The sequence below is a fragment of the Mesorhizobium sp. B2-3-14 genome (genome assembly GCF_006442175.1).
In the GTDB taxonomy this organism is placed as follows: domain Bacteria; phylum Pseudomonadota; class Alphaproteobacteria; order Rhizobiales; family Rhizobiaceae; genus Mesorhizobium; species Mesorhizobium australicum.
Window position 1 is genome coordinate 149946 of the sequence record NZ_VFVP01000005.1, and the last position, 16697, is coordinate 166642.

Here is a 16697-nt window from a genome sequence, read left to right on the forward strand (position 1 = left end):
ATGCCGGCAACCTCCAAGGCAACGCGCGACAGCCATGCGCGCGTCTTCGACCTCGACGTCCTGTCGCTGCGCGAACTCAATCAAGCGCTCCACAATCTGGCTCCGGGTTCGAACGAGACGGCGTGGGAAGTGCTCAACCCGAAAGGGAGCCATTCGGTCGCCGTGGGTGTCGATCATCCTGTCAGCATCGATGTGCGCGGCAGCGTCGGCTATTACTGCGGCGGCATGAACTCCGGCAGCGCCATCACCGTGCACGGCTCGGCTGGCCCCGGCGTTGGCGAGAACATGATGTCGGGCTCGATCACCGTCAAAGGCGATGCCAGCCAGTATGCCGGCGCCACCGGCAAGGGCGGGCTGCTGGTCATCGAAGGCAATGCCTCGTCGCGCTGCGGCATCTCGATGAAAGGCATCGACATCGTCGTGCACGGCAATATCGGCCATATGTCGGCCTTCATGGCGCAATCCGGCAACCTCGTTGTCCTGGGCGATGCCGGCGATGCACTGGGCGATTCCATCTACGAGGCGCGGCTCTTCGTGCGCGGCAAGGTCGACAGTCTTGGTGCGGACTGTATCGCCAAGGAGATGCGGCTCGAGCATCTTGAACTGCTGCAGGGTCTGCTCGACCGCGCCGGCGTGACCGGCGTCAAGCCGTCGGAGTTCAAGCGCTACGGCTCGGCGCGCACGCTCTACAATTTCAATATCGACAACGCCGACGCGTATTGAGGCAGCATGACCTATCGCAACCCGCCGACGACGCCGCGCAAATCCGCGACCTTCGACGACTACACGCTCTCGGAAATCCGCCGCGCCGCGGCGACCGGCATCTACGATATCAGAGGTGCCGGCGCCAAGCGCAAGCTGCCGCATTTCGATGACCTTCTGTTCCTCGGCGCCTCGATCTCGCGCTATCCGCTGGAAGGCTACCGCGAGCGCTGCGACACATCCGTGGTGCTCGGTTCGCGCCACGCCAAGAAGCCTATCGAACTGAAGATCCCGATCACCATTGCCGGCATGAGCTTCGGCTCGCTGTCCGGTCCCGCCAAGGAAGCGCTCGGGCGCGGCGCGACGCTGTCGGGCACCTCGACCACGACCGGCGATGGCGGCATGACAGAGGAAGAGCGCGGCCATTCCAAGCAACTGGTCTATCAGTACCTGCCATCGCGCTATGGCATGAACCTGCGCGACCTGCGTCGCGCCGATGCGATCGAAGTGGTCGTCGGCCAGGGCGCCAAGCCCGGCGGTGGCGGGATGCTACTCGGCCAGAAGATTTCCGACCGTGTCGCCGAGATGCGCACGCTGCCCAAAGGCATCGACCAGCGCTCGGCCTCGCGCCACCCCGACTGGACGGGACCGGACGATCTCGAGATCAAGATCCTCGAACTGCGCGAAATCACCGACTGGGAAAAACCGATCTACGTCAAGGTTGGCGGCGCCCGGCCCTACTACGATACAGCACTTGCGGTGAAGGCCGGCGCCGATGTCGTCGTGGTCGACGGCATGCAGGGCGGAACGGCTGCAACGCAGGAAGTGTTTATCGAGAATGTCGGCCAGCCGACGCTCGCCTGCATCAGGCCGGCGGTGCAGGCGCTGCAGGATCTCGGCATGCACCGCAAGGTTCAGCTCATCGTCTCAGGCGGCATCCGCAACGGCGCCGATGTGGCCAAGGCGCTGGCGCTCGGCGTCGACGCCGTGTCGATCGGCACCGCGGCACTCGTGGCGCTCGGTGACAACGATCCCCGCTGGGAGGCGGAGTACAACGAACTCGGCACCACATCGGGCGCCTATGACGACTGGCATGAGGGCAAGGATCCTGCCGGCATCACCACGCAGGACCCCGAACTGATGAAGCGGGTCGACCCCGTGGCCGCCGGGCGCCGGTTGGCGAACTATTTGAAGGTGATGACGCTGGAGGCGCAGACCATCGCCCGCGCCTGCGGCAAGAACAGCCTGCATAATCTCGAACCCGAGGACCTCGTCGCATTGACGATCGAGGCTGCCGCCATGGCCGGCGTGCCGCTGGCCGGCACCAACTGGATACCGGGGAAGAACGGCTTCTGATCAACAAAGGGCCGAAGGCCATATGCTCTAGGGCCAACAATCGATAAGAAATGGGGAACTTCAGTGACAGTTGATCTTGCAGAGTTCGCAAGGGCGAAAAACGTCAAATATTTCATGATTTCCTACACTGACCTGTTCAGTGGCCAGCGTGCCAAGCTGGTACCGGCGCAAGCCATCGCCGACATGCAGAAGGACGGTGCCGGCTTTGCGGGGTTCGCCACCTGGCTCGACCTCACGCCGGCGCATCCCGACATGCTGGCGGTGCCGGATCCGGACTCGGTCATCCAGTTGCCATGGAAACCGGAAGTCGCCTGGGTCGCCGCCAACTGCATCATGGACGACAAGGACGTCGACCAGGCGCCGCGCAACACACTGAAGCGGCTGATAGCCGAGGCAGCCGCCGACGGCATGCACGTCAAGACCGGCGTCGAGGCCGAGTTCTTCCTGATCTCGCCGGACGGCAAGACCATCTCCGATGAATACGACACGGCATCGAAGCCTTGCTATGACCAGCAAGCGGTGATGCGCCGTTACGATGTCATCGCCGAGATCTGCGACCACATGCTGGCGCTCGGCTGGGGCGCTTACCAGAACGACCACGAGGACGCTAACGGCCAATTCGAGATGAACTGGGCGTTCGACGATGCGCTGCCGACCGCGGACAAGCATTCCTTCTTCAAGTTCATGGTCAAGTCGATCGCGGAAAAGCATGGGCTGCGCGCCACTTTCATGCCCAAACCGTTCCAGGGCCTGACCGGCAACGGCTGCCATGCCCACATCTCCGTCTGGGACAAATCGGGCAAGACCAATGTCTTCGCCGACAATTCGATGGAGCTCGGTCTTTCCGCCAAGGGCAAGAACTTCCTTGGCGGCATCATGAAGCACGCTTCGGCGCTCGCCGCGATCACCAACCCGACGGTCAATTCCTATAAGCGCATCAACGCGCCGCGCACCATTTCGGGCGCGACCTGGGCGCCGAACACGGTGACCTGGACCGGCAACAACCGCACCCACATGGTGCGCGTGCCCGGCCCCGGCCGCTTCGAATTGCGCCTCCCGGATGGCGCTGCCAACCCTTATCTGCTGCAGGCGGTCATCATCGCCGCCGGCCTCGACGGCATCCGCTCGAAGGCCGATCCGGGCAAGCGCTACGATATCGACATGTACCAGCATGGCCACACGGTGAAGGGCGCGCCTAAGCTGCCGCTCAACCTGCTCGATGCGTTGCGCGAGTTCGACAAGGACAAATCGCTCAAGGCGGCGCTGGGTGAGGAATTCTCGTCGGCATATCTAAAGCTGAAGCACCAGGAATGGAATTCCTATGCTTCGCATTTCACGCAATGGGAGCGCGACCACACGCTGGACATCTAGAGCATCGGACCGAAAAGTGTGACACGGTTTTCGGCAAAGGCGATGCGTCAAGAAAGTTCCTGCGTGGGGCGAGCGACCTCGGAATGAACGTATGAAATACTCGATCTTCTCGCTCGCCCGCGCCGCTCTTTCCGGCCACAAAAACTGGCAACGCACCTGGCGCGACGCCGCGCCGAAGGACCGCTACGACGTGGTGATCATCGGCGGCGGCGGCCATGGGCTGGCCACCGCCTGGTTCCTGGCCAGCGAATTCGGCATCAAAAATGTCGCGGTGCTGGAAAAAGGCTGGATCGGCTCCGGCAATGCCGGCCGCAACACCACCATTATCCGCTCCAACTACGGCCTGCCCGGCAATACCGGCTTCTACGAATTGTCGATGAAGCTTTGGGAACGGATGGAGCAGGACCTCAACTACAACGCGATGGTCAGCCAGCGCGGCGTCATCAACCTCTACCATTCCGATGCGCAGCGCGACGCCTATGCACGGCGCGGCAACACCATGCGCATCAACGGCATCGATGCCGAACTGCTCGACCTGGCGGCGGTCAAGAAGATGATCCCGTTCCTGAACTTCGACAATGCGCGCTTTCCCGTGCAGGGCGGGCTGCTGCAGCGGCGCGGCGGCACGGCGCGGCACGATGCGGTGGCCTGGGGCTACGCCCACGCTGCCAGCGAACTCGGCGTCGACATCATCCAGAATTGCGAAGTCACGGGCTTTGTCAGGGACGCCAACGGCAAGGTGACTGGTGTCGAGACCTCGCGCGGCAGGATCGGCGCCGGCAAGGTCGGCATGGCGGTGGCCGGGTCCTCATCGCGCGTCGCGGCGATGGCTGGCCTGCGGCTGCCGATCGAAAGCCATGTGCTGCAGGCCTTCGTCTCGGAGGCGATCAAGCCGCTCATTCCCGGCGTCATGACGTTTGGCGCCGGCCATTTCTATGTCAGCCAGTCCGATAAGGGCGGGCTGGTCTTCGGCGGCGACATCGACGGCTACAATTCCTATGCCCAGCGCGGCAACATGCCTGTCATGGAGGATGTCTGCGAAGGCGGCATGGCGCTGATGCCGATGATAGGCCGCGTCCGGCTGCTGCGCCAATGGGGCGGTATCATGGATATGTCGATGGACGGCTCGCCGATCATCGACAAGACACCGGTCGACGGGCTCTACCTCAATGCCGGCTGGTGCTATGGCGGCTTCAAGGCGACACCCGGCTCAGGCTTCGTCTTCGCCCATCTGCTTGCTCGCGATGAATCGCACGCCGAGGCCGCCCGCTTCCGGCTCGACCGGTTCCGGTCTGGTGCTGTCATCGACGAAAAGGGCCAGGGCGCCCAACCGAACCTGCACTGAGGACAGTCGAAAAACATGCGTATTGTCTGTCCCTTCTGCGGTGAACGCGAGCTCGGCGAGTTCACCTATCTCGGCGACGCCAAGCCGGTGCGGCCGGCGCCTGGAGCGTCGGAAGATGAGGTCTACGATTACGTCTATCTGCGCGACAACATCGCCGGCGTGATGGATGAGAACTGGTATCATGGCGGCGGCTGCCGGGCCTGGCTGAAGGTCACCCGCAACACGCTGACGCACGAGATTTCGGCGGTTGAACCGGCAGCGGGTGCCGGGGCGAGGCAGGTTGCGAAATGAATATTTCCTGCCAACTCGGCGCCGCCCCTCACCTGCCTGCCGGCATCCTCTCCCCGTATAATGACGGGGAGAGGGGTGCTGCCGTCCCCGCTTTCGCCGATCGCCAGCGCTGCAAGAAGGAAGCCAACTTAGCGGCCAGCCCCCTTCTCCCCGTCACTATACGGGGAGAAGTGCCCGGCAGGGCGATGAGGGGCAGTGCTGCCCTCCGCCATGACATCGAATCGACGAGAGGCTGGACATCGTGACCTCTCAACCCCATCGTCTCACATCCGGCGGTCTCGTCGACCGTTCGGCGCCGCTGAATTTCAGGTTCGACGGCAAGAGCTTCTCCGGTTTCAAAGGCGACACGCTTGCCTCGGCACTGGTTGCCAACGGCGTCAAGCTGGTTGGCCGCTCGTTCAAGTACCATCGCCCGCGCGGCATCCTGACCGCGGGATCGGAAGAACCTAACGCGCTGGTGGAGCTGCGCAGCGGTGCACGGCGCGAGCCGAACACCAAGGCGACGACAGCGGAGCTCTATGAAGGGCTCGACGCCGCCAGCCAGAACCGCTGGCCGTCGCTCGCCTTCGACGTGATGTCGGTCAACCAGCTGTTCGCGCCGATCTTCGTCGCCGGCTTCTACTACAAGACCTTCATGTGGCCGGCGAAGTTCTGGGAAGCGATCTATGAGCCGGCGATTCGCCGCGCCGCGGGTCTCGGCCGTGCAGCCGGCATTGCCGATCCGGATCATTACGACAAGGCGTGGGCGCATTGCGACGTGCTGATCGCCGGGTCCGGCCCGACGGGCCTCGCAGCCGCCCTCGCAGCAGGCCGCAGCGGCGCCCGCGTCATCCTGTGCGAAGAGGACTTTGTTCCCGGCGGGCGCCTGCTTGCCGATGGCGGCATGATCGACGGCATGCCTGCCGACGAATGGATCGCGCGCACGCTCAGTGAGCTTGCCGCCATGCCTGATGTCCGCATCATGACGCGCACGACGCTGTTCGGCGTCTATGATGGCGGCACCTATGGCGCGATCGAGCGTGTCAGCGACCATCTGCCCTCGCCGCCGGAGCACCAGGTGCGCCAGCGGCTATGGCGGATCGTGGCCAAGCGCTGCGTCGTCGCGGCAGGCGCGCTCGAACGGCCAATCGTCTTTGCCGGCAACGACATGCCGGGCGTGATGATGGCGTCCGCCATGCGCAGCTATATCGCACGTTATGCCGCGGCACCGGCCAGACGCATCGCGCTGTTCACCAACAACGAGGACGGCTGGCGCACCGTCGAGGCAGCGCTCGGGGCGGGACTGCAGGTAGCCGCCGTGATCGACGCGCGCGCCGAAATCTCTTCCGAGCACCGCTCGCTTGCCAGCAAGGGCGGCTTTGCGGTTCTGCATGGCTCCGTCAGCGGCATCGATGGCGGCAAGAATGGCGTGCGCAAGATTTCCGTCTCACTCACCGGCGGCGCGCGTGCCGAAGTGGAAGCCGACGGGCTTGCCGTTTCCGGCGGCTGGAACCCGGCGGTCGGGCTCACCTCCTATCATCGCGGCCGGCCGAAATGGCGCGACGATATCGCCGCCTTCGTGCCCGACGGCGCGCCTCCGGGAATGGTCGCGGCTGGTGCCGCCAACGGCGCCTTCGGGCTTGGCGCCTGCTTGCGCGAAGGATTTGCGGCGGGCGCGGCCGCGGCACGTGATGCCGGACACGGCAATGGCTCAGGCTCCACGCCGGTGGCCGACGACGAAGCCTTTTCACTGGCGCCGCTTTGGCACGTTGCCGGCAAAGGCAAGGCTTTCGTCGACCAGCAGCATGATGTCACCGCATCGGATATCGAGCTGGCGCAGCGCGAAGGGTTCGAATCGGTCGAGCACCTGAAGCGCTACACCACGCTCGGCATGGCGACCGACCAGGGCAAGACCTCGAACGTCGCCGGCCTCGCCATCATGGCGGCGATCACGGGCAAATCCATTCCCGAGACCGGCACGACAATCTACCGGCCTCCCTATGTGCCGGTCGCCATCGGCGCCTTCGCCGGCCATCATCGCGACGAGAATTTTCACGCCACGCGGCTGACGCCGTCGCATCATTGGGCCGCCGAACAGGGCGCGATCTTCGTCGACACCGGCCTGTGGAAGCGCGCGCAATGGTATCCGCGCGCCGGCGAGAAGGATTGGCTGGAATCGGTGACCCGCGAGGTCAAGGCGGTGCGCTCAGGCGTCGGCTTCTGCGATGTCTCGACGCTGGGCAAGATCGACGTGCATGGCGCGGACGCCGGCACCTTCCTCGACCGCGTCTACATCAACACCTTCTCCACTCTTGCGGTGGGAAAAGCGCGCTACGGGCTGATGCTGCGCGAGGACGGCATCGTCTATGATGACGGCACCACGTCGCGGCTGGCCGAGGACCACTATTTCCTCACCACCACCACGGCCAAGGCCGGGCTGGTGATGCAGCATCTCGAATTCTGCCGGCAGGTGCTGTTTCCGGAACTCGATGTGCAGTTAACCTCGGTCTCCGACCAGTGGGCGCAATTTTCCATTGCCGGACCCAAAACCCGCGACCTGTTGAAAGAGATCGTCGATCCCTCGGAAGACCTTTCCAACGAAGGGTTCCCCTTCATGGGCGCGCGCCAAGTCGCGTTGCGCGGCGGCGTCAAGGCGCGACTGTTTCGCATCTCGTTCTCGGGCGAAATGGCGTTCGAGATTTCGGTGCCGGCGCGCTACGGCGAGGCGATGGCGCGCAATTTGATGATTGCGGGCAAGCCGTTCGGCGTGACGCCTTACGGCACCGAGGCACTCGGCGTCATGCGCATCGAAAAGGGTCACGTCGCGGGTCCGGAACTCAGCGGCACGACCACCGCGGCCGATCTCGGCCTCGGCAAGATGATGTCGACCAAGAAGGATTTCATCGGCCGCGTCATGGCCGGACGCGAGGCGCTGATCGCAGCTGATCGGCAGGTCGTCGTCGGCATCAAGCCGACCGACAAGGCCCGGCGCCTGCGTTCCGGCGCGCACATCATTCCGAAGGGGCAGACACCCGGGCCCGACAACGACCAGGGCTACGTCACCTCGGTCTGCTTTTCGCCGACATCAGACCAATGGATCGGGCTTGCACTTGTCGAGCGCGGCCGCGAGCGGTTCGGCGAGATCGTGCATGCGCACGATCCGCTACGCGGCGAGGATTACGATTTGGAACTGTGCAACCCTGTCTTCTATGACCCGGATGGAGGGCGCCAGCGTGGCTGAGTTTTCCTGGGAAACCCGCAGCCCTCTCCACCGCGCACTCGTCGCCGGTCCACACGGCGCGCGAGGCGACGCCGGCGTGACCCTGAGCGAGATCCGCAATTTCGACCTTGTCCAGGTGATGGCGCGGCGCGGCAAGACGGCCGAGATGGCGAGCGCCGCGAACGCGCATTTCGGCGTGACGGCGCCGGAAACACCGAAGACGGCCGCAGCAGCCGAAGCCACGCTCATCTGGTCGGGACCGGATCAGTTCTTCGTGCTGTCGAAAGGCAGACACACGGTGGAGTCGCTGGCCCCGGTTTTCGCGACCTCGGCTTCGCTCTCGGACCAGTCACATGCGCGGGTGTTGATCAGCATTTCCGGCACCAAGGCGCGCGCCCTGCTCGCCAAACTGTCGTCGATCGATCTGTATCCGGCGGCGTTCCCGGTCGGAGCCGCGGCAACCACCTCGATGGATCACACCAGCGTCACGCTGTGGCGCGGCAATGATGCGCCGGACGGACAGGCTGTTTTCACCGTTCTGGTGTTTTCGACCTTCGCCGAAAGCCTGTGGCACACGATGCTGGACTCGGCTGCCGAGTATCGTGTCGAGATCGGGCATTCGGAGGACTTGGCGTAGCACTGCGCTTCTTCCCCGCCTTGCCAAACTCCGCTCCGCTGCTATTCTTGCTGCTAAAATAATTTCACGCACAGGCAAACTTGTTTCTCGAACCGCAAGGCTGAGATGAGCCAGTCGCCCTACCCCACCGTGACAGCCGGACCGCCCAGGCCAAGCCTGATCCTGCGGCCTGGCCAGATCGCGCTGCCGGCCGGCATGGAGCGCTATACCGTACAGGGGAATGGCGCGGTGCTGATCGAGGTCGAGGCCGGCGATACGATCACGGTTCGCAACGTCGAGGGAGGCCAGGCCTGCGAGCTGCTGGCTTGGGACAGGTCAGGCGCCAGCGATCCCGGCATTCTCAGTGAAAAATCCAACAGCAATGCCGCCGGCATCAAGGCGCTGCTCACCGAGGGCGACGACAGTCTTTCGGCGGTGCGCCGCGGCCTCGAACGCCGCCAGGTTCAGCTTGGGCAGGCCGAGGCGGTGCGCGTGTTTGGCGGCATGACACCAGCCGGTACCGAGCAGGCATTCACAGTCGCGCGCGACGGCGCGATGCTGATCGCCGCACCCGGCGGTCCGATGCTGGTCGACGGGCACGACACAGCGACGCCGCTCAGGGTCGTCGTGCGGCGCAACACGATCCGCCTGAAAACGAAATCCCGGCTTGCCGATCCATTGGCCGATCCGGTGCTCGATTTGCGCGTTCATTCGGCGACGGCGGAATCGTATTTCGTCAAGGCGGGCGACTATCTGCAGATCATCGATGTCGACGGGCGCCAGTGCACCGACTTCCAGTGTTTCTCGGCCCGCAAGCTGGACAAGGGGCTCGACCGTCCGCTCGACGTCACGACGACGCGCACGCTGATGGGCGCGAGCTATCCGATGCCCGGCCTGCATTCGAAATATTACGACCAGGACATGGAACCGCTGGTTGAGGTGGTGCAGGACACATGCGGCCGGCATGATGCCTTCGCGCTCGCCTGCGCGGCGAAATATTATGACGACATCGGCTATCCCGGCCACACCAACTGCTCGGAGAACTTTAATCGCGCGCTGGACAGCAAGGGCGTCAATCCCCGCGCCGGCTGGATGGCGATCAACTTCTTCTTCAACACGGCGGTCGACGCCCATGGCGTCATGGTGTCGGACGAGCCATGGTCGCGGGCCGGCGACTATGTTCTGCTCAGAGCGCTGACCGACATCGTCTGCGTCTCCTCGGCCTGCCCCGACGACACGACGCCGGCCAATGGCTGGGACCTGACCGACATCCACGTGCGGACCTATTCCGGCCAGCACAAATTCTCGCGAGCGATCGCCAGACGCATGACGCCTGATTCGGAACCGAAAATGACCCGCGAGACAGCTTTCCATTCGAGCTTTGCCAAACACACACGCGACTTCGTCGAGTACAGGGGCTATTGGCTGGCCAATTCGTTCGCCAGGGAAGGCGCCATCGCCGAATATTGGGCCTGCCGGCAGGATGCCGTGATCATGGACCTGTCGCCGCTGCGCAAGTTCGAAGTGACCGGCCCGGATGCCGAAGCGCTGCTGCAATATACGCTGACGCGTGACGTCAAGAAGCTCGGCGTCGGCCAGGTCGTCTACTCCGCCATGTGCTACGAGCATGGCGGCATGATCGACGACGGCACGCTTCTGCGGCTCGGCAAGGACAATTTCCGCTGGGTTGGCGGCGACGATCTGTCCGGCGAATGGCTGCGCGAGACGGCGACAAAACTCGGCCTCAACGTGCTGGTGCGCTCGTCCACCGACCAGATGCACAACATCGCCGTGCAAGGGCCAAAGAGCCGCGCCATCCTGAAGGAGGTGATGTGGACCTCGCCGCTGCAGCCATCGATCGAGGAACTCGAATGGTTCCGCTTCGCCGTCGCCAGGATCGGCGGCGGCAACGGCATCCCCGTCGTCGTTTCACGCACCGGCTATACCGGCGAGCTCGGCTACGAGATCTGGTGCCATCCGCGCGACGCGCAAAAGGTCTTCGACGCAATCTGGGAGGCTGGCCAGCCGCATGGGCTGAAGCCGATGGGCCTGCAGGCGCTCGACATGGTGCGCATCGAGGCCGGACTGATCTTCGCCGGTTACGAATTTTCCGACCAGACCGATCCGTTCGAGGCCGGCATCGGCTTCACCGTGCCGCTGAAGAGCAAGACCGACGATTTCATCGGCCGCGAGGCGCTGATCCGGCGCAAGGATCATCCGCAGACAAAGCTGGTCGGCCTCGACATCGACAGCAATGTCGCCGTCGGCCATGGCGACTGCGTCCATGTCGGCCGCGCCCAGATCGGCGTCGTCACGTCGGGCATGCGCTCGCCGGTGCTGAGCAAGAACATCGCGCTGGCGCGGCTCGACGTCACTCATGCCGCTATCGGCACGGAGGTCGAGATCGGCAAGCTCGACGGCCATGCCAAGCGGCTGCCGGCTCGGGTCGTGGCCTTTGCCCACTACGATCCGCAAAAGACCAAACCACGTTCCTGACCTGCCTTTTTGGGCCCGCAAAGCACCCGCCGGCTGCTTTGATGTTCGCGCGCAAGCATGATGTGCATGGTTTCACAAATCGCTTGACGTGACGGCGCGCCGGATCAATCTTCACTCCTAAGAAAAAAATACGACTGAGTGGAAACACTACGGCCGGAACGATCATTTGCCGGGGAGTAAGTTTCGCGTAGCCGAGGCATCACTGGCGGGGAACATCGAAAAAGGGGAACTCATCCACATGAGCACAATAAGTACGGTCCTGGACCAGCCTGCCGAAAGCAAGCTGCTCAGGCATATCGACTGGCGCGGCGCCTTCTGGGTGGCGAGTGGCGTTCCGGCGCTGGTCCTGTTCTCGATCGGCGGCATTGCCGGCACGACGGGAAAGCTGGCGTTCCTGATCTGGACGGTCTCCATGATCATGGGCTTTCTGCAATCCTTCACCTATGCCGAGATCGCCGGCCTGTTCCCGAACAAGTCCGGCGGTGCCTCGATCTACGGCGCCACCGCCTGGCTGCGCTACTCCAAGTTCATCGCGCCGCTGTCGGTGTGGTGCAACTGGTTCGCCTGGTCGCCGGTGCTGTCGCTCGGCTGCTCGATCGCCGCCGCCTATATCCTCAATGCACTGGCGCCGGTGCCGCTGTTCACCGAGGCCTCGCCCGATGTCGTCGCCTACATCGCCGCGCACGCCGGAACGGCACCTGCCGACGCCATCACCGCGGTGACCGCCGCCGCGACGCCGGCGATCCGCAACTGGACTTTGTGGAGCCACACGCTAGGCCCGGTGTCCTTCACGCTCAATGCCACCTTCTTCATCGGCGCCGTGCTGATGCTGATCATCTTCTCGATCCAGCATCGCGGCATCCTGGGCACTGCCAGCGTGCAGAAATATATCGGACTGCTGGTCATTATCCCGATGCTGATCGTCGGCGTGGTGCCGATCTTCACCGGCCAGATCGACTGGTCGAACTTTTCGCCGCTGGTGCCGCTCGCCGCCGCCTATGCACCTGAGCCCGGCTCCTGGAACATCGCCGGCTGGACATTGGCGCTCGGCGGCATGTTCATCGCCGCATGGTCGACCTACGGGTTCGAAACCGCCGTCTGCTACACGTCGGAGTTCAAGAACCCGGGTACCGATACGTTCAAGGCCATCTTCTATTCCGGCCTGCTCTGCATGCTTTTGTTCATCCTGGTGCCCTTCACCTTCCAGGGCGTGCTGGGCTTGAACGGCATGCTGGCAACACCGATCGTCGACGGCTCCGGCGTGGCCGATGCGCTGGCCGGCATGGTCGGCGGCGGCAGGCTTATCCACAGCCTGCTGGTGATGCTGATGATCCTGGCGCTGGTGCTGTGCATCATGACGGCGATGGCCGGCTCGTCGCGCACGCTCTACCAGGGCTCGGTCGACGGCTGGCTGCCCCGTTATCTCAGCCACGTCAACGAGCACGGCGCGCCGACGCGGGCCATGTGGACCGATCTCTGCTTCAATCTGGTCGTGCTGGCGATCGCCTCGGCCGACGCGACGAGCTTCTTCTTCATCCTCGCCGTGTCGAACTGCGGCTACATCATCTTCAACTTCCTCAACCTCAATGCCGGCTGGATCCACCGCATCGACAACGGCCATATCGCACGGCCATGGAAAGCACCGAGCTGGCTCTTGGGGATCGGGGCGATCTTCGCCTACGTCAACGCCATCTTCATGGGCGCAGGCGCCAAGGTGTGGAACCCGATGGCGCTGTGGGCCGGACTGATCACGGCGGCGCTGATCATCCCGGTGTTCTGCTTCCGCCACTACATCCAGGATGGCGGAAAGTTCCCCGACCACATGCTGGCCGATCTCGGCATGACGGGAGCCGACCTTTCGGTCAAGAAGGCGGGCATGCTGCCCTATCTGACGCTGGTCGCAGGCGTGGCGGTCATGCTCATCGCCAATTGGGTATTCGTCATCTGATGGTCTGACCGCGGCCTAAACCATTGCATCAAGGAAAACCGGCCGGTCGCAAATCGACCGGCCGGTTTTTCATTCCGCCGCCAACGGCAGTTGCGGCCGTTCGATGCCTTCGATCTCCCCTGGCTCCGGCGCCTGCTCGTCGGTCTTCGCCTTCTTAGGCTCGCGGCCGAAGAAGAGCGCATAGCCCGCGGGCAGCACCAGGATGGTGAGCACGGTGGCGACCAGAATGCCGCCCATCATGGCATAGGCGAGCGGTCCCCAGAACACGCCGCGCGAGATCGGGATCAGTGCCAGCACCGCCGTCATCGCCGTCAGCACGATCGGCCTGAAGCGGCGCACGGCCGAGCCGACGATCGCTTCGGAACGTTCCATGCCCTTGGCAATGTCCTGGTCGATCTGGTCGACCAGGATGATCGAGTTGCGCATGATGATGCCGAGCAGGGCGATGACACCGAGGATGGCGACGAAGCCGAACGGTGCACCGCTGATCAGCAGAGCCGCGGCCGCGCCGATGATGCCGAGCGGGCCGGTGGCCAGCACCAGCATCGCCTTGCCGAAGTTCTGCAGCTGGATCATCAGGAGCACGACGATGATGGCCAGCATGATCGGCGCCTTGGCGGCGATCGAAGCCTGGCTTTCGGCCGAATCCTCCGCACCGCCCTGGATCTCGATCTTGTAGCCGGGCGCCAGGCCGTCACGCAGGCCCTGCATGTCCTTGTACATCTTGGTGACGACGTCGTTGGACTGCACGCCGTCTGGCAAGGTGGCGCGCACGCTGATCGTCGGCAGGCGGTCGCGCCGCCACTCGATGCCTTGCTCCAGCACAGGCACCACCTTGGCCACCTGCGACAGCGGCACGAAGCCGCCGAAATCGGTCGGTATATAGACCGAGTCCACCGACGACAGCAGGCTGCGGCTGGCATCCGGCTCGCGGGCGACGATCGACACCGTCTCCTCGCCGTCGCGGAAATCGTCGAGCGGCGCGCCGGACATCGTCGCCTGCAGCATCTGGCGGATGCGCTGCGAGGTGACGCCGAGCGCACGGGCGCGATCCTGATCGATGACCAGCTTCATCGCCGGAACGGGCTCCAGCCAGTCGTCATGGACGGCGCCGAGCAGGGGATCCTGCCGGAACTTCGCCTTCACCTGGTCGGCGATGCGGCGCACCTCCTGGCGGTCCGGACCCATGACGCGCATCTGCACGGGCCACCCGGTCGGCGGTCCGAGGAACAGGCGGTCGACCTTGGCACGGATCGACGGGAAGTCTTCGGCCAGAACCGTGCGCAGCTTGACGATCAGCCGCTCGCGCGCCGGCTCGTCATTGGCCATGACCAGCATCTGGGCGAAATTCGGGTTGCGCAGTTGCTGGTCGAGCGGCAGGAAGAAGCGCGGGGCGCCCTCGCCGATATAAGTGGCGATGAAACGCTTGTCCTTGTCGTCCATCATCTTGGCTTCCAGGGCCTTGGCCTGCGCCTCGACCTCCTTGATGCTGGTGCCTTCCGGCAGCCAGAGGTCGACGAGAATTTCGGGCCGCGACGATTGCGGGAAGAAATTCTGCGGGATGAACTGGAACGCCCAAAGGCTGGTGCCGAAAGTCGCCAGCGTCATCACCAAAACGATGATGCGATGGCGCACGGCCCAGCTGACCGTGGCACGCAGCCGACGATAGAAGCCTGTGTCGAAGGCGTCGTGATGGCTGCCGGCATGCTTGCGCTGCTTAAGGATCATATAGCCGAGCCACGGCGTGAAATAGACCGCCACGAACCACGACACGATCAGCGCGATGCCGACGACATAGAACAGGGTGCGCACATATTCGCCAGCCGTCGAAGCAGCGAACCCGACCGGTATGAAGCCGGCGGTGGTGATCAGTGTGCCGGTCAACATCGGGAAGGCGGTCGAGGAATAGGCGAAGCTCGCCGCCTCGATCTTGACCAGCCCCTCCTCGAGCTTGCGCTCCATCATCTCGACGACGATCATGGCATCGTCGACAAGCAGGCCGAGCGCGATGATCAGCGCGCCCAGCGAAATGCGCTGCAGGTCGATGCCGATCTCGTACATGATGGCGAAGGTGGCGGCGAGCACCAGCGGTATGGCGATGGCGATCACCAGCCCCGAGCGCCAGCCGATCGACAGGAACGAGACGACGAGCACGATCAGCAACGCTTCGCCGAGCGCATGCATGAATTCGCTGACGGCATCCGTGACGACGCCCGGCTGGTCGGAAATCTGGTCGACCGAAACGCCATAGGGCAGCGCCTCCTCGAAGCGCTTGTAGGTCGCCTCGACATCCTTGCCGACATCGGTGACTTTAAAACCCTTGGCCATGACCACGCCAAGCTGCACGCTGTCGTGGCCATTGAAGCGGTATTTGCGCTGGAAGGGGTCCTCCAGGCCCGAAGTGACGGTGGCGATGTCGCCCAGCCGGGTGACCTGGCCGCCGGCGCGCAGGCGCAGTTCGCGGATGTCGGCCGCCTTGGCGACGTCGCCTTCGACCGAGATGCGCACCGAATTGACGCCGGTGTCGACGGAACCCGCGGGGTCGACGTTGTTCTGGCCCTTGATCGCGTTCTGCAGGTCGGTCAGCGTCAGGCCGCGTTCGGCCAGCGCCTTGGACGAGACGTCGATATAGAGCTTTTCCGGCTGGTCGCCGATGATGACGGCCTTTTCGACGCCGGGCGTCGTCAAAAGCATATCGCGCGCCTGGATGGCGAACTTCTTCAATTCGGGAAAGGAGAAGCCGTCGCCGCTGATCGAATGCAGGGTGATAAACGTGTCGCCGAACTCGTCGTTGAAATACGGGCCGAGCAGGCCTTGCGGCAGGTCGCCCTGGATATCGCCGACTTTCTTGCGCACCTGATAGAAAGCATCCGTCACTTCGGCGGCGTTGGTGTCACCCTTGATCTGGACGGTGATGATGGCGCTGCCGGCGCGGGTGAAGGAACGCACGAAATCGAGATGCGGCGTCTCCTGCAATTTGCGCTCGATCTTGTTGACGACCTGGTCCTCCATCTCCTGGATTGAGGAGCCCGGCCAGATCGCCTGCACGACCATGACGCGGAAGGTGAAATCGGGATCCTCCTTCTGGCCCATGCGCATCAAGCCGAGCGCGCCGGCTATGATGATCAGCCCGAACAGGAAGCGCGCAATGGAGGGATGGCCGATGGCCCAACGGGACAGGTTGAAGGGACGCTTTTCTTCAGTGGGGGTCGTCATCGGAAGTGGTCCACTTTGCTTGGTTGCCGGCGCTTGGTGCTTCGAAAAAGGGGCTTCGAGGAAGCGCGCGCGGAACGAAATCATCTGCGTTCGATACCGGCTTCCGGGCGGCGTTGCTCTTCAAGCGGAGAGACACTCATCGCGGTGGGACGCGAGG

General features: G+C 63.9%; 10 protein-coding genes. 9 read left to right on the forward strand and 1 reads right to left on the reverse strand.

Going from position 1 to position 16697, the window contains the following annotated elements; translation table 11 throughout:
* The 9 genes from FJ950_RS15245 (at position 1) to FJ950_RS15290 (ending at position 13324) form a co-directional block, all read left to right on the forward strand.
* Entirely contained in the window at positions 1-723 is a 723-nt protein-coding gene (locus FJ950_RS15245) for a GXGXG domain-containing protein (RefSeq protein ID WP_140617373.1), read from the forward strand.
* A 6-nt stretch (positions 724-729) separates the two neighbouring features.
* Positions 730-2058, forward strand: a complete 1329-nt coding sequence (locus FJ950_RS15250) for an FMN-binding glutamate synthase family protein (protein WP_015318914.1) — start codon at positions 730-732, stop codon at positions 2056-2058.
* 63 nt (positions 2059-2121) lie between these two features.
* Entirely contained in the window at positions 2122-3429 is a 1308-nt protein-coding gene (gene glnT / locus FJ950_RS15255) for a type III glutamate--ammonia ligase (protein WP_015318915.1), read from the forward strand.
* Positions 3430-3520: 91 nt separating this feature from the next.
* A complete protein-coding gene (locus FJ950_RS15260) occupies positions 3521-4774 on the forward strand; it encodes a sarcosine oxidase subunit beta family protein (protein ID WP_140617374.1) in 1254 nt (417 codons plus the stop codon).
* Positions 4775-4789: 15 nt separating this feature from the next.
* A complete protein-coding gene (locus tag FJ950_RS15265) occupies positions 4790-5065 on the forward strand; it encodes a sarcosine oxidase subunit delta (protein WP_140617375.1) in 276 nt (91 codons plus the stop codon).
* Between the two features lie 241 nt (positions 5066-5306).
* Positions 5307-8285, forward strand: coding sequence for a sarcosine oxidase subunit alpha (locus FJ950_RS15275; protein ID WP_181171254.1), 2979 nt, complete (start codon positions 5307-5309; stop codon positions 8283-8285).
* A complete protein-coding gene (locus FJ950_RS15280) occupies positions 8278-8901 on the forward strand; it encodes a sarcosine oxidase subunit gamma family protein (RefSeq protein WP_140617602.1) in 624 nt (207 codons plus the stop codon). The genes FJ950_RS15275 and FJ950_RS15280 overlap by 8 nt, the downstream gene beginning before the upstream one ends.
* Before the next feature lie 105 nt (positions 8902-9006).
* Positions 9007-11376, forward strand: coding sequence for an aminomethyltransferase family protein (locus tag FJ950_RS15285; protein ID WP_140617377.1), 2370 nt, complete (start codon positions 9007-9009; stop codon positions 11374-11376).
* A gap of 238 nt (positions 11377-11614) precedes the next feature.
* On the forward strand, positions 11615-13324 hold the full coding sequence (locus FJ950_RS15290) for an APC family permease (protein WP_023771069.1): 1710 nt from the start codon (positions 11615-11617) through the stop codon (positions 13322-13324).
* Positions 13325-13393: 69 nt separating this feature from the next.
* On the opposite strand, the gene FJ950_RS15295 is transcribed toward FJ950_RS15290, so the two are convergent.
* The gene (locus FJ950_RS15295; RefSeq protein ID WP_140617378.1) at positions 13394-16540 is read right to left on the reverse strand and encodes an efflux RND transporter permease subunit; all 3147 of its coding nucleotides are present in this window, start codon (positions 16538-16540) and stop codon (positions 13394-13396) included.
* Positions 16541-16697: the final 157 nt, after the last annotated feature.